The organism is Nonomuraea sp. NPDC003754 (assembly GCF_053605785.1).
Genome location: NZ_JBSGJX010000024.1, coordinates 23,300 through 36,197, shown reverse-complemented (window position 1 = coordinate 36,197; position 12,898 = coordinate 23,300). Strand labels below are relative to the sequence as shown.

14 protein-coding genes are annotated in these 12,898 nt (G+C 74.7%); 12 read left to right on the top strand and 2 right to left on the bottom strand.

The genetic code is table 11. From position 1 onward, the window contains the following. The first annotated feature begins 235 nt into the window (after positions 1-235). The 4 genes from ACWEVS_RS27325 (at position 236) to ACWEVS_RS27310 (ending at position 3,638) form a co-directional block, all read left to right on the top strand. Complete coding sequence (locus ACWEVS_RS27325; protein WP_449929252.1) at positions 236-994, top strand: class I SAM-dependent methyltransferase; 759 nt, start codon at positions 236-238, stop codon at positions 992-994. An 87-nt stretch (positions 995-1,081) separates the two neighbouring features. Further along, on the top strand, positions 1,082-1,810 hold the full coding sequence (locus tag ACWEVS_RS27320) for a hypothetical protein (protein ID WP_452418695.1): 729 nt from the start codon (positions 1,082-1,084) through the stop codon (positions 1,808-1,810). Then, positions 1,810-3,000: a histidine kinase gene (locus ACWEVS_RS27315; protein WP_452553949.1), complete on the top strand. Its 1,191-nt coding sequence runs from the start codon at positions 1,810-1,812 to the stop codon at positions 2,998-3,000. Before ACWEVS_RS27320 ends, ACWEVS_RS27315 begins: the two co-directional genes overlap by 1 nt. Next, positions 2,991-3,638, top strand: coding sequence for a response regulator transcription factor (locus tag ACWEVS_RS27310; protein WP_449929258.1), 648 nt, complete (start codon positions 2,991-2,993; stop codon positions 3,636-3,638). The genes ACWEVS_RS27315 and ACWEVS_RS27310 overlap by 10 nt, the downstream gene beginning before the upstream one ends. Positions 3,639-3,836: 198 nt before the next feature. On the opposite strand, the gene ACWEVS_RS27305 is transcribed toward ACWEVS_RS27310, so the two are convergent. Then, entirely contained in the window at positions 3,837-4,898 is a 1,062-nt protein-coding gene (locus ACWEVS_RS27305; protein WP_452553948.1) for a helix-turn-helix domain-containing protein, read from the bottom strand. Between the two features lie 54 nt (positions 4,899-4,952). Between ACWEVS_RS27305 and ACWEVS_RS27300 the strand changes: the two genes are divergently transcribed. Together ACWEVS_RS27300 and ACWEVS_RS27295 are read left to right on the top strand one after the other, a co-directional pair. Continuing rightward, entirely contained in the window at positions 4,953-5,324 is a 372-nt protein-coding gene (locus tag ACWEVS_RS27300; RefSeq protein WP_354918086.1) for a DoxX family protein, read from the top strand. A gap of 106 nt (positions 5,325-5,430) precedes the next feature. Then, a complete protein-coding gene (locus ACWEVS_RS27295; protein WP_449929264.1) occupies positions 5,431-6,582 on the top strand; it encodes an NAD(P)/FAD-dependent oxidoreductase in 1,152 nt (383 codons plus the stop codon). Positions 6,583-6,747: 165 nt separating this feature from the next. On the opposite strand, the gene ACWEVS_RS27290 is transcribed toward ACWEVS_RS27295, so the two are convergent. Beyond that, positions 6,748-7,566 carry a UbiA family prenyltransferase gene (locus tag ACWEVS_RS27290; RefSeq protein WP_449929266.1) on the bottom strand — a complete coding sequence of 273 codons (819 nt, stop codon included), beginning with the start codon at positions 7,564-7,566 and terminating at the stop codon, positions 6,748-6,750. Positions 7,567-7,690: 124 nt separating this feature from the next. Between ACWEVS_RS27290 and ACWEVS_RS27285 the strand changes: the two genes are divergently transcribed. The 6 genes from ACWEVS_RS27285 to ACWEVS_RS27260 all read left to right on the top strand — a co-directional run bounded on the left by ACWEVS_RS27285 (position 7,691) and on the right by ACWEVS_RS27260 (position 12,892). Then, the gene (locus ACWEVS_RS27285) at positions 7,691-8,743 is read left to right on the top strand and encodes a type III polyketide synthase (RefSeq protein WP_452553947.1); all 1,053 of its coding nucleotides are present in this window, start codon (positions 7,691-7,693) and stop codon (positions 8,741-8,743) included. 6 nt (positions 8,744-8,749) lie between these two features. Further along, a complete protein-coding gene (locus ACWEVS_RS27280; RefSeq protein WP_449929269.1) occupies positions 8,750-9,268 on the top strand; it encodes an isoprenylcysteine carboxyl methyltransferase family protein in 519 nt (172 codons plus the stop codon). Beyond that, on the top strand, positions 9,265-10,278 hold the full coding sequence (locus ACWEVS_RS27275) for an NAD(P)/FAD-dependent oxidoreductase (protein WP_452553946.1): 1,014 nt from the start codon (positions 9,265-9,267) through the stop codon (positions 10,276-10,278). The genes ACWEVS_RS27280 and ACWEVS_RS27275 overlap by 4 nt, the downstream gene beginning before the upstream one ends. A 99-nt stretch (positions 10,279-10,377) precedes the next feature. Then, a complete protein-coding gene (locus ACWEVS_RS27270; protein ID WP_452553945.1) occupies positions 10,378-11,109 on the top strand; it encodes an APH(3') family aminoglycoside O-phosphotransferase in 732 nt (243 codons plus the stop codon). Positions 11,110-11,372: 263 nt separating this feature from the next. Further along, entirely contained in the window at positions 11,373-11,723 is a 351-nt protein-coding gene (locus ACWEVS_RS27265; protein ID WP_354918104.1) for a bifunctional 3-phenylpropionate/cinnamic acid dioxygenase ferredoxin subunit, read from the top strand. After that, positions 11,720-12,892, top strand: coding sequence for an NAD(P)/FAD-dependent oxidoreductase (locus ACWEVS_RS27260; protein ID WP_452418708.1), 1,173 nt, complete (start codon positions 11,720-11,722; stop codon positions 12,890-12,892). The genes ACWEVS_RS27265 and ACWEVS_RS27260 overlap by 4 nt, the downstream gene beginning before the upstream one ends. Positions 12,893-12,898 lie beyond the last annotated feature (6 nt).

The following is a 12,898-nucleotide window of genomic DNA, read 5'->3' as shown; positions in this document are numbered from 1 at the left end:
GGAGGCGCGCGGGAGGGTCGTGGCGGTTAACCGCGCTCGACAGTGTGAGAAGTCACGACATCATCCCCCTGATACGGCGCCTCCATGCCTCCGCCGTCCTCCCGGGCGGCGGCACGCGACGCGAAGGTCATTACAGGCGCATCCCGCAGATCTTGTCAAGGCGCTCGCGCCGGCACCGGAGGTCAGTCATGGGCCAGTGTCGTCGCGACCTGCGGGAGCGTGTGACGATCGAGGCATGACACGATCGTTCGACGACCTGGTGGCCGAGGCCGCCGCCGTACCGGTCGCCGGCTGGGACTTCTCCTGGCTCGAAGGGCGGGCGACCGAGGAGCGCCCGTCCTGGGGTTACCAGCGCATGATGAGCGACAGGCTCGCCACGGCCGGGGCCGCGCTCGACGTCGAGACCGGCGGGGGCGAGGTGCTGGCGGGAGCGCGGAGGCTGCCGCGCACCATGGTGGCCACCGAGTCGTGGCCGCCGAACATCGTCAGAGCGACCAGGCTGCTGCATCCCCTGGGCGCGGTCGTCGTCGCCACCTCCGGCGAACCGCCGTTTCCGTTCGCCGACGAGGCCTTCGACCTGGTGACCAGCCGGCATCCGGTGACCGTGTGGTGGAGCGAGATCGCCAGGGTGCTCCGGCCGGGCGGCACCTACTTCGCCCAGCACGTCGGACCCGGCAGCGTGTTCGAGGTGACCGAGTACTTCCTCGGCCCGCAGTTCGAGGCGCGCAGCAAGCGCCATCCCGCCGTCGAGACCGCCGACGCCGTGGCGGCCGGCCTGCGGATCCTCGACGTGCGCATGGAACGGCTGCGGATGGAGTTCTTCGACATCGGCGCCGTCGTCTACTTCCTGCGCAAGGTGATCTGGATCGTCCCCGGTTTCACCGTCGAGGCCCACCGCGACCGGCTGCGCGACCTGCACGAGCGGATCGCCAAGGACGGCTCGTTCGTCGCCCACGCGTCACGGGTGCTCATCGAGGCCCGCAAGCCGGCCTGAACCGCCGATCAAGGTAGAGAAACCTCTACCCGCGATCGGGCGCCAACCTTACTGCCCTTCACGCGAGCGATGACGATCATCGAAGGCATGAGAACAGTGACGATCAGGCCGCGGGTCCACGCGGTGGGAGCAGTGGTGGCGGCGATGGCGCTCGGCGTGGTCGTCGGCGGCGGCGGGCAGGCCGCCACCGCCGACGACGCGGGCGGCAGGGCCAGGTTCGAGGAGATCGACGTCCAGCGGATCAACGTCGTCGAGCCGGACGGCAAGCCCCGCCTGGTCCTGACCAACAGGGTGAAGTCGCCGGGCGCCGTCGTCGACGGCGTCGACCTGGGCAACGGGGGGCTGCGGCCGGGCATGATGTTCTACAACTCCGCAGGCGACGAGAGCGGCGGCCTCGGGCTGCACAGCGGCCTGGTCGACGGCAAGCCGGAGGCGTTCGGGCAGCTGGCCTTCGACCAGTACAAGCAGGACCAGACGCTGGTCCTGCGGTACGCGGAGGGCCAGGGCGAGCGGAGCGTCGGCCTGGAGGTCAAGGACCGGCCCGACACCCCGCTGTCGGCCATGTACGAGGAGTACAAGAAGATCCAGGAGATGCCGCCGGGCCCCGAGCGCGACAAGGCGATGGCGGAGTTCAAGGAGAAGTATCCTGCTCCGCAGCGGGCCTTCTTCGGCAAGAACCGCGACAGGTCGGTGGGGCTGACGCTCGCCGACGGGAAGGGGAAGCCGCGTATCGTGCTCCGGGTCGGCGAGGACGGCAGCCCGCGGATCCAGTTCCTGAACGCCAGGGGCGAGATCACCAGGACGATCAAGGGCTGATGACCACAGTCGTGATGCCATGGCCGGCGATACCGGGCAACCCGCTGCGCTTCCTCGCGTCGGCGTGGCCCTGGCGGGCGCTCGCCTACCTGGTGACCGGCCTGCCGGGCATCGCCGGTGTGGCCTTCCTGTGGTTCCTGGGCGAGCAGGCCGCACTGGTGGTCGGCGCGATCATCCTGATTGTCGCCGTGGGGGCGCTCAGCGGCCTGATCGCGGATCTGGAACGCAGACGGCTACGGCTGATCGACCCGGTCGAGGCGCGCGCGCCGCGGCCGGCGACCGCGAGCGTCCTCTGGCGGCAGATCGGGTACGCGCTCCTGATGGCGACGGTCCTGCCCACGGTCAACCTGGTCGTCCTGATCCTCGCCGGGCTGACCGTGACCTCGCTGGTCGGCTCGTTCCATTCCTGGCTGGCCGGCCGGCTGGACGCCGGGCCCGTGGCCGACGCGCTCGGCACGCTCGCCACGCTGGTCTGGCTGGCGGCCTGCGCCTACCTGGTCACGCTGATGGCCGTGGCGCAGGGGGCGCTGGCGCGCAGCATGCTCACCGCGCCTGCCGAAGCCAGGATGATCGAGCTGACCAGGTCGAGGGCCAGGCTGGTCGACGCGTTCGAGGCCGAGCGGCGGCGTATCGAGCGGGACCTGCACGACGGCACCCAGCACCAGCTGACCGCCGTGCTCATGCAGCTCGGCCTCGCCAGGCTCGACGTCGGAACCGACGCCGACCGTGCGGCGCAGGCCATCGACCTGGCCTACGGCCACGCGCAGGCCGCGCTGGACGAGCTGCGCCGCGTCGTGCGGGGCATGCATCCGTCGGCGCTCGCCGACCGGGGACTCGCGGTGGCCGTCACCGAACTGGCCCGCCACTGCCCGGTGCCCGTGACGCTCGACCTGGACCTGCCCGTGCGCCCGCCGCCCGGGGTGGAGGCGGCGGCCTACTTCTGCGTCTCCGAGGCCCTCACCAACGTGATCAAACACAGCGGGGCCCGCCAGGCCGCCGTCAGCGCCACGCTGTCGGACGGCCGGCTCGTCGTCGAGGTGAGCGACGACGGCGCCGGCTCGGCCGATCCCGCGGCCGGCAGTGGGATCAGCGGGCTGGCCGACCGGGTCGGCGTGCTCGACGGGACCCTCTCGCTCAGCAGCCCCCCTGGAGGGCCGACGACGCTCAGGGTGCGCATCCCATGCGATTGATGATCGCCGAAGACTCGGTGCTGCTCAGGGAGGGACTGACCGGCATCTTCGCCAGGTTCGGGCACGAGGTCGTCGCCGCCGTCGGCAGCGCGGGCGAGCTGCTGCACGCCGTCGCCCGCGAGGTGCCCGACCTCGTCGTGGTGGACGTCCGCATGCCGCCGACCTTCCGCGACGAGGGGCTGAGGGCGGCCATCGCGCTGCGCGGCGACCATCCGGGGCTCGGCGTCCTGGTGCTGTCGCAGATCGTCGAGGAGGCGGCGGCGGGCGAGCTCATGGCGGCGGGAACGCGCGGCATCGGCTACCTGCTCAAGGACAGGATCGGGGCGATCACCCAGTTCGTGGCGGACGCCGAGGCGGTCGCCTCCGGCGGCACGGTCCTCGACCCGGACGTGATCCACCAGCTGTTCGCCCACCGCCGGGCCCACGACCCGCTCGACACGCTGTCGCCGCGCGAACGCGAGGTGCTCGCGCTGGTCGCCGAGGGCCGCTCCAACAGCGCGATCGCCCAGCGGCTCCACGTGTCGGAGGCGGCCGTGGCCAAGCACGTCACCGGCGTCTACACCAAGCTCGGCCTCGGGCTCGACGGCGACGACCACCGCAGGGTGCTCGCCGCCCTCACCTTCCTCCGCTCCCGCTGACCACCTGGCCGAGTGCCGGCCTCCCGCGAGAGCCGGGCCCGCCGCCCCGGCGGGTGCCCCAGCGGCCCGCGGCCGGGGCTGGGATCGCTGGGGCGTTCCCGCGGCAGAACGGTAGGAGCCGGCGCGCGCTCGAACGCAACCCGGCGTGCGGGCCCCCGAGGGCCTTCCACGATCGTCACCCGGCGCCGCCCGGTGTCCTCAGCGCGAGCGGGCAGCCGCCCCCGGCGCTTCGCGGGGAGACGGGGACGGAGCGAGGTCCGATACGGCGGGAGGTCTGGTGGGGGTGGGGTTCGGTGTGGCGGGAGGTCTGGTGGGGGTGGGGTCTGAAGCGGCGGGAGACCCGGTCGGGGTGGGGTCCGGTAGGCCGGGGGACGGGGACGCGGGGCGGCCCGGCACGGGGTGGGTCGAGAGGGAGACGGGGGTGCGGCCGAGCATGGCGCGGGCGGTGCGGGCCAGATGGGCCTGGTCGGCGAATCCGGCTGTCGCCGCGGCCGACGCCACCGAGGAGCGGGCGAGCTGGGCGACGGCCGCGCGCAGGCGTGCCCACTGGCGCAGCCGTACCAGCGGGATCCCGACGGACGCGCGGACCAGGGCGCGCAGCCGCGGCACGGACAGCCCGACCTCGGCGGCGATGGCATGGATGGGCAGTTCGGGGGAATCGGCGGCCATCGCATGGACGGGCAGCCCGAGATCGGCGGCGATGGCATGCACGGGCAGTCCGGGGGGAACGGCGGCCATCGCATGGACGGGCAGCCCGGGGGCGACAGCGTCGGCGGTGTGGACGGGCAGGCCGGGGGCGGTGGTGGCGGTGTGGACGGGCAGGCCGGGGGCGATGGTGGCGGTGTGGACGCGCGGGCCGGGGGCGGCGGCGGGCGGGGTGGCGGTGGCCAGGACCAGCGCGTGGGCCACGCGGGGGTCGAGCGCCGGGCCGGGCCCGGCCAGCGCCACGAGTTCGGGCAGGGCGGCGCCGCGGGCCAGAGCGTCCCGCAGCCGCCGTACGGCATGCCCGTCGAGCGCCGTCATCTCCCGTGGCGCGCCCAGCAGCCACGGATCGACGAACAGCGCCGTGTAGGCCGAGGTCACCGCGGCGGTGTGGGCCAGCTGGGGCGGCACGAGCAGCCCCGCCCCCCGGATGCGCCCCGCCACGGCGGTCCCCCGCTCGGGAAGGACGACCTTCCACACCGGGTGCAGGTGGCGGGCGACGGCCGCCGGGCCGTTCTCCTCGAACACGGTCAGCCCGCCGCCGGGGGCGAACGCCAACCGGCGATCGTTTCGTTCAAGCGCTCGCGCGGGCGCGGGGGTCAGCATGGCGTCATGCACGATACCGCCGCCATCGCCCTGGCCCTCTTCCTGGCCGCCGTGGGGATCTCCCACTTCGTCTTCCCCGGCTACTTCCGCACGCTCGTGCCCGGCTGGTTCCCGTGGCCGGGGCCTGCCGTCGTGGCCGGCGGGGTGGCGGAGATCCTCCTGGGCGTGCTGCTCGCCGTCCCCGGCGGCAGGGCGGCGGGAGGGTGGGCCGCCGCCGCGCTCATCACCGCCTACCTCGCCTCGCACGTCGACGCGCTCCGGCACGCGCACCGCGACCGGCCGCGGCTGCTGGACCGTCCGGCGGGCGCGGTGGCCCGGCTGGTGGTCAACGCCGCCTACATCGGCTGGGCGGTCATGGTGGCGCTCACCGCGCCCTGACGCGCACCCCTGACGCGCGATCTCCCGACCTCCGTGGCCGGTCCTCGAACCGGGCACGGGGTCCCGGGGACGTTTCGCCGGGAGGGTGGCGTGGCAGGTGTCCTGAATGGCAACCGTGTGGGACCTGGTGGTGGTCGGCGGCGGGCCCGCGGGGTCGGCGGCGGCCCTGCGCGCCAAGCAGCTCGACCCCGCCGCGCGCGTCCTGCTGCTCGACAGGGACGACTTCCCCCGCGACAAGGCGTGCGGCGACGGCATCGCCGCGCACGGCGGCGACGAGCTGGCCCTGCTCGGCCTGCCCGACCTCATCGCCGACTACCGGCCGACGCGGCGCCTGTCGGTGGTCTCGCCCGGCGGCGTGCGCGTCTCGGCCACGGTGGCCAGGCCCAACCATGTCGTGCCGCGCATGGTGTTCGACGCCCGCCTCGTCGCGGCGGCCCGCGCGCGGGGCGTCGAGGTGCGCCGCCACCGCGTCCGCTCGCTGGACGCCGCCGACGGCCACGTGGTCATCGACGGCGAGGTGCGCACCCGCACGGTCGTCGCGGCGGACGGCGCGCACTCCACCGTGCGCCGCGTGCTCGGCGTGCGGCCGGCGCCCGACAGGCACACCGCGATCGCGGTGCGCGGCTACGCGGACCTGCCCGGCGCCGACGACGCCCAGCTCATCGCCATGCAGCGGGCCGGGTGGCCGGCGTACGCGTGGTCGTTCCCCATCGGCGACGGCACCGCGAACGTGGGGTTCGGCATGCTGCTGCCCCGGCTGCGGGCGACCGGCCTGCCCGGCCGGCAGGTGCTGCACGGCAGGCTCGCCGAGCTGCTGCCCGACCTGCCCGCCCGTGACCTGCGCGCCCACCACCTGCCGCTGTCGCCGGGCCGCCCGCGGCCTGGCGCGGGCAGGGTGCTGCTCGCCGGCGACGCCGCCGGTCTCGTCAACCCGCTCACCGGCGAGGGCATCTACTACGCGCTGCTGTCGGGCAGGCTCGCCGGCGAGGCGGCCGTCACCTCGACCGGCGACCCGCTGGCCGCCTACCGGCGCGCCCTGCGCGGCGCGCTCGGACGGCACCTGCTGACGACCGACGTGCTGGCCCGCGTGGCGCAGTCGCCGGGGTTCATCGACGCGGCGATCGAGACGGCCGCGCGCCGGACCGAGGTGTTCGACCTGCTGGTGGAGGTGGGTCTGGGCGCGGGTACGGTGCCCGTCCCGCTGATGTGGGCGGTGGTACGCCGCTGGCTGGCACGCAGCCTGCGCCGAGAGGGCTGAGGCGCGCCGGACGGCCGGCGACACCGGCGGCCGCCGGCACTGAGGCGGGACGGCCGGGGAGAGCCGGTGGCTGCCGGCACTGCGGTGGGGTGGGACGGCCGGGGAGAGTCGGTGGCCGTCAGATGGGCGGTGAGGCGGACGACCGGGGGAGAGCCGGGCCGTCCGTCAGGCGGTGAGGTGGGCGCCGTTGGCGACCAGGAGGGCGACGTCGATCGCGGCCACCAGGATCGACGCGGTGAAGGGCGCCTTCGGCAGACGACGTCCCAGCGCCACGCCCGCGGCGGCGACGCCGGTGGCCACGACGAGCGCGATCCAGGCGGCCGGGCCCGCCGCGCCGTACGGGCCGAAGGCCAGCAGCGCGGTGGCCGCCAGCAGCGGCAGCGGGACCAGCAGGGAGACGGTGGGGCGGCCCAGTCGCTGCGGCAGGCCGCGCACGCCCGCCGCCAGGTCGGCCCGGATGTCGGGCAGCACGTTGGCCAGGTGCGCGCCGACCCCCAGCAGCGCGGCGGCCAGGACCGCCCACCAGGCGGGCCACGGCCGTCCGGGCAGGCCCAGCGTCACGAAGGCCGGCAGCGCGCCGAACCCCACCGCGTAGGGCAGCCAGGACCACACTGTCGCCTTGACGCCGAGGTCGTAGGCCCACGCGGCCCCGACGCCCGCCAGGTGCACGGTGCCTGCCAGCCAGCCCGAGGCCAGCGACAGCGGGACGCACAGCCCCAGCGCGACGAGCGCGGCGGCGCGCACGGTGCGGGCGCGCACCGTTCCGGCCACGATCGGCTTGCCGGCGCGTCCGGCGGCCGTGTCGCGGCGGGCGTCGACGGCGTCGTTGCACCATCCGATCGACAGCTGCCCGGTCAGGACGGCGGCGCCGACCAGCGCGCACCCCGCGGCGTCCCGCCCGCTGGCCACGGCCAGCACGGTGACCAGGAACGTGACCGCGACGGTCGGGCCGGGATGGCAGCTGCCGGCCAGCCCTCTGAGCACCCGCGCCGACCTCACCGCCCGTCACACCAGCCGATCATTGGCAGCCGAATCCATGCCGTCTCATGGGCATAGTAGCCAGCGGGCAGGGCAGCCTCCCGGACAAGTGTCTACCGGAGGGGTGCCGATGACCTGGATCGCAGCCGTCCACGGCGTGCTGCCCCCCAACCGCTACCCGCAGGGCGAGCTCACCGATCTGGCCGCCCGCACCTTCCTGCCGGCAGGCGCCGACCGCCGGCTGCTCGACCGGCTGCACACGAGCGCCAGGGTCGAGTACCGGCATCTCGCCCTCCCGCTGGACCAGTACGGCAAGCTCGACGGCTTCGGCGCCGCCAACGAGGCGTTCGTCTCGGCGGCCGTCGAGCTCGGCGCCGAGGCGGTCGGCGCGGCGTTGGACGAGGCGGGTCTGGCGCCCGGCGACGTGGACCTCATCATGTTCACCTCCGTCACCGGTGTCGCCGCGCCCTCGGTGGAGGCCAGGGTGGCGGTCCGCCTCGGGATGCGGCCGGACGTCAAGCGCATCCCGGTCTTCGGCCTGGGCTGCGTGGCGGGCGCGGCGGGGATCGCCAGGCTGCACGACTACCTGCTGGGCCGGCCAGGCGACGTCGCCGTGCTGCTGTCGGTGGAGTTGTGCTCGCTCACCTTGCAGCGTGGCGACGCCTCCACGGCCAGCCTGGTGGCCAGCTCGCTGTTCGGCGACGGCGCCGCCGCGGTGGTGGCGTGCGGGTCGGCGCGAGAGGGGAAAGGGCCCTGCGTGCTGGCCACGCGCAGCCACCTGTATCCCGGCACCGAGCAGGTCATGGGCTGGGAGGTCAGGGACGGCGGCTTCGGCGTGGTGCTCGACGCGGGCGTCCCCGAGGTCGTGCGCGCCCACCTCGCCGGCGACGTGCGCGGTTTCCTGGCCGACCACGGCCTGACCGTCGGCGAGGTGGCGGCGTGGGTGTGCCACCCGGGCGGGCCGAAGGTGCTGGAAGCGGTGGCCGAGGCCCTCGACCTGCCGCCGGGCGCGCTCGACCTGACCTGGCGCTCGCTGGCCGCCAACGGCAACCTGTCGTCGGCCTCCGTCCTGCACGTGCTGCGTGACACGCTGCGCCTGCGCCCACCGCGGCCCGGCTCCGCCGGGCTGCTCATCGCGATGGGCCCGGGGTTCTGCTCCGAGCTCGTCCTGCTGCGCTGGTAGCCGCCGATGCCGTGGTATTCGCTGCTCGTGCTGCTCGTGGGCGTGGAACGCCTGGCCGAGCTGGTCGTCGCCCGCCGCAACGCCCGCTGGAGCATGGCGCGCGGCGGGCGGGAGTACGGCCAGGGCCACTACCCGTGGATGGTGGCCCTGCACACCGGGCTGCTCGCCGGTTGCCTGCTGGAGGTGTATCTGGCCGGCAGGCCGTTCGTTCCCGCGCTCGGCTGGCCGATGCTGGCCCTCGTGCTGGCCGCGCAGGCGCTGCGGTGGTGGTGCGTCGCCGCGCTGGGGCCGCGCTGGAACACGCGGGTCATCGTGGTGCCGGGGCTGCCGCTGGTGCGGCGCGGGCCGTACCGGCTGGCCTGGCTGCGCCACCCGAACTACGTGGCGGTGGCCGTCGAGGGCGCCGCGCTCCCGCTCGTCCACTCGGCCTGGATCACCGCGCTGGTCTTCACCGTGGCCAACGCCGTCCTGATGGCGGTGCGGATCCGCTGCGAGAACACGGCGCTGGCCGCCCTCCCGGCATGATCGACGTGCTGGTGGCGGGGGGCGGGCCGGCCGGGCTGGCCACCGCGATCCACGCCGCCCTCGCCGGGATGAGCGTCGTGGTCGTCGAGCCGCGGCGCGCGCCGGTCGACAAGGCGTGCGGCGAGGGGCTGATGCCCGGCGGCGTCGCCGCGCTGCGGGCGATGGGGGTGGCGGCCGGCGGGCATCCGCTGCTGGGCATCGACTACGTGCGGGGGGAGACCCGCGCGCGGGCCGGTTTCGCCGCCGAGCCGGGCCGCGGCGTGCGCCGTACCTCGTTGCACGCGGCCATGTCGGCGCGGGCCGCGGAGCTGGGCGTCCCCGTCGTCACCGGCAGGATCACGCGCGTCCGCCAGGACGCGCGAGGGGTGGTGGCGGGCGGCCTGAGCGCCCGCTGGCTGGTGGCCGCCGACGGGCTGCACTCCCCGCTGCGCACGTCGCTGCGCCTGGGCGTGCGCGACCCGCGCCCCCACAGGTACGGCCTGCGCAGGCACTACCGCATGGCGCCGTGGTCCGACTTCGTCGAGGTGCACTGGTCGGAGGTGGGGGAGGCGTACGTGACCCCGGTGGGCGACGACCTCGTCGGGGTGGCGATCCTGAGCGCGCGGCGCGGCGGCTACGACGAGCACCTGGCCGCCTTTTCCGGCCTGACGCGCAGGCTCACCGGTCCCGCCGTGACGCCGGTGCGCGGGGCGGGCCCGCTGCGCCAGCGGGTCAGGAGCAGGGTGGCCGGGCGGGTGCTGCTCGTCGGTGACGCCGCCGGATACACCGACGCGATCACCGGTGAGGGGGTCAGCCTGGCCGTCCTGTCCGCGCGGGCGCTCGTGGACTGTCTCGTGGCGGGCCGCCCCCACGACTACGAGCGGGAGTGGCGGCGGCTGTCCCGGCGGCACCGGCTGCTCACCGAGGCGTTGCTGGGCGTCGCCCGCAGGCCGGGTACGGCCCGCCTGGTCGTGCCCGCGGCCGCCCGGCTTCCCGCCCTGTTCACGGCCGTGGTGCGGGCGCTGGCCTGACGGGACGGCCGCGGGCGTTCCCATGGCGGCGGACGACCGGCGGGAAGGCGCCGAAAACCAGCAGCCGAAGATCACGATGCCCGCCTATGCTCGGGCATCGTGCGGTTTTCTGAACGAGTTCTGGATCTGTTCGGCGAGGATGCCGTCTGGTCGGACGACCACGAGGGCATGAGCGGTCACCTGTCGCGGGTGACCAGCGCGGCGGGGGTCTTCTACGTCAAGCACGGTCCCGTGGCCCGCGAGGAGTACGAACGGCTGCGCTGGTTGAAGCACTGGATGCCGGTCCCCGACGTCGTGGCCTTCGACGAAGACGCGCTCGTGCTGGCCGACGTGGGATGGCCCAGCCTGGAGCGCGGGGCGCCGGCGGACATCGGCACGATCATGGGAGGCGTGCTCCGCGAGCTGCATGCCGTACCGGTCGGGGAGTGCCCCTTCGACGAGGGGCTGGAGGTCAGGCTCGCCCGCGCGGGCGAGCGGCTGCGGGCCGGGCTGGTCGACCCGGACGACTTCGACGACGACCACGTCGGCCTGACGGCGGCGCAGGTCTACGACCGGCTGCTGGCCGAACGGCCCGCGCGCGAGGACCTGGTCGTCGCCCACGGCGACTACACCCCCGGCAACGTGCTGGTCTCGGCCACGGGACGGCCGGTGCTGATCGACGTGGGCGGTCTCGGTGTGGCCGACCGCTACCTGGACCTCGCCATCGCGCTGCGCGACCTCGGCGAGGACTACGGCGAGTCGGCCGTCGCCGACTTCCTGGCCGCCTACGGCCTGGCGGAGGTCGACCGGTGGCGCCTCGACTACTACCGGTTGCTGGACGAGATGTTCTGAGGCGGCGCGCCGGGGCGGGGCCCGGGCCATCACCCCGGCACGCGCGGTCGCCACGGGGGGACGGCCCTGCCCGCAGAATTCACCAAGCGATGAATCAATCGCCGCACAGGTGCGGCGACCAGCACCCCCGGAAGGCGCTGCCCGCCAGACGGGGCGAAGCGGGATCACTTGCACAAAACCGGTCTTGACATCCGCAATCCACACCCGCACTCTGTTGCGTATAGCGCGAGATGTTTCTCTTTGCGAAACCGAGGTGTGACACGATGATCCCAGCGTGCCCACTTGCATCACTGCCGCGAGGCGAGGCCCTCCGGGTCGAGGCCGACCCGCCCATCGCCGTCTTCCATACCGAGGACGGCGAGATCTTCGCCATCGACGACACCTGTACGCATCAGGATGCCTCGTTGGCCGACGGCTGGCTCGAGGGCTGCGAGATCGAATGCCCGCTGCACGCCTCGCGGTTCGACCTGCGCACCGGCCAGGTCGACGCGCCCCCCGCCAAGCGGCCGGTGCGCACCCACCAGGTCGTCGTCGAGGACGACGTCATCTACGTCGTGCCCTCCGACGAGGAGCCGAACCTGCCGCCCGGCGTCACGCTCAAGGGGCAGGCGTGAACACCGTCTGCGTCGTCGGCGCCTCGCTGGCCGGGCTCCTGACCGCCAGGGCGCTGCGCGGCCAGGGCTACACCGGCCGCCTCGTCCTCGTCGGCGAGGAGCGGCACCGCCCCTACGACCGGCCGCCCCTGTCCAAGGACTTCCTCAAGGGCGCCATCGGCGAGGCCGACCTCGCGCTGGAGGGCGACGGCGAGGAGCTCGACGCCGAATGGCGGCTCGGGGTCGCCGCGACCGCGCTCGACCCGGTCGCCCGCCGCGTCATCCTGAGCGACGGCACCTCGGTCAAGGCCGACGGCATCGTGATCGCCACCGGCGCCTCCGCGCGCGAGCTGCCGGGCGCGCGGAGCCTGGCCGGCGTGCACACGCTGCGCACGCTGGACGACGCCCGCGCGCTGCGCGGCGACCTGGAGCGCGCCGGACGCGTCGTCGTGATCGGCGGCGGCTTCATCGGCGCCGAGGTGGCCGCGACGGCCAGAGACCTCGGCCTGGAGGTCACGCTCGTGGAGTCGGGCAGCGCGCCGCTGGCCGGCGTCCTCGGCGCCGCGATGGCGGAGACGATCGCCACGCTGCACGAGCGGCGCGGCGTGCGCCTGGTACGCGGCGCGTACGTCACCGAGCTGACCGGCGACGGCAGGGTCGACGGCGTACGGCTGGCGGACGGCACGCACCTGCCCGCCGACGTCGTCGTCGTGGGCATCGGCGCGACGCCCAACATCGCGTGGCTGGAGGGCAGCGGCCTCGAGCTCGGCGACGGCGTCGTCTGCGACGAGGGCGGCGGCACCCGCGTGCCCGGCATCGTCGCGGTCGGCGACTGCGCGGCCTGGTTCGATCCCGCCCAGGGCGGCCACCGCCGGATCGAGCACTGGACGGGCGCCAGGCAGCGGGCCGCCGTGGCGGCGGCCACGCTGTTGTCGGGCGGCACCGCCAGGCCCGAGCCGGCGCGCCCGGCCTACTTCTGGTCCGACCAGTTCGATATCAAGATCCAGTTCATCGGGCACGCCAGGGACGCCGACTCGGTGACCGTGGAGGAGGGTGACCCGGCCGACCACAGCTTCCTTGCCGTCTACCGGCAGGGCGAGCGCCCCGTCGCGGTGCTGGGGGTCAACCAGGTCAGGCTGTTCACCCGCTGGCGCCGCCATCTGGAGACCGCGCCGGTCCAGGCCGGCTGAGACAGG

Bases quoted from the DNA above. Each gene is read 5' to 3' on its own strand.
- ACWEVS_RS27310 (WP_449929258.1), top strand. From the start codon at position 2,991: ATGCGATTGATGATCGCCGAAGACTCGGTGCTGCTCAGGGAGGGACTG.
- ACWEVS_RS27275 (WP_452553946.1), top strand. From the start codon at position 9,265: ATGATCGACGTGCTGGTGGCGGGGGGCGGGCCGGCCGGGCTGGCCACC.
- ACWEVS_RS27315 (WP_452553949.1), top strand. From the start codon at position 1,810: ATGACCACAGTCGTGATGCCATGGCCGGCGATACCGGGCAACCCGCTG.
- ACWEVS_RS27325 (WP_449929252.1), top strand. From the start codon at position 236: ATGACACGATCGTTCGACGACCTGGTGGCCGAGGCCGCCGCCGTACCG.
- ACWEVS_RS27295 (WP_449929264.1), top strand. From the start codon at position 5,431: ATGGCAACCGTGTGGGACCTGGTGGTGGTCGGCGGCGGGCCCGCGGGG.
- ACWEVS_RS27285 (WP_452553947.1), top strand. From the start codon at position 7,691: ATGACCTGGATCGCAGCCGTCCACGGCGTGCTGCCCCCCAACCGCTAC.
- ACWEVS_RS27265 (WP_354918104.1), top strand. From the start codon at position 11,373: ATGATCCCAGCGTGCCCACTTGCATCACTGCCGCGAGGCGAGGCCCTC.
- ACWEVS_RS27320 (WP_452418695.1), top strand. From the start codon at position 1,082: ATGAGAACAGTGACGATCAGGCCGCGGGTCCACGCGGTGGGAGCAGTG.
- ACWEVS_RS27280 (WP_449929269.1), top strand. From the start codon at position 8,750: ATGCCGTGGTATTCGCTGCTCGTGCTGCTCGTGGGCGTGGAACGCCTG.
- ACWEVS_RS27300 (WP_354918086.1), top strand. From the start codon at position 4,953: ATGCACGATACCGCCGCCATCGCCCTGGCCCTCTTCCTGGCCGCCGTG.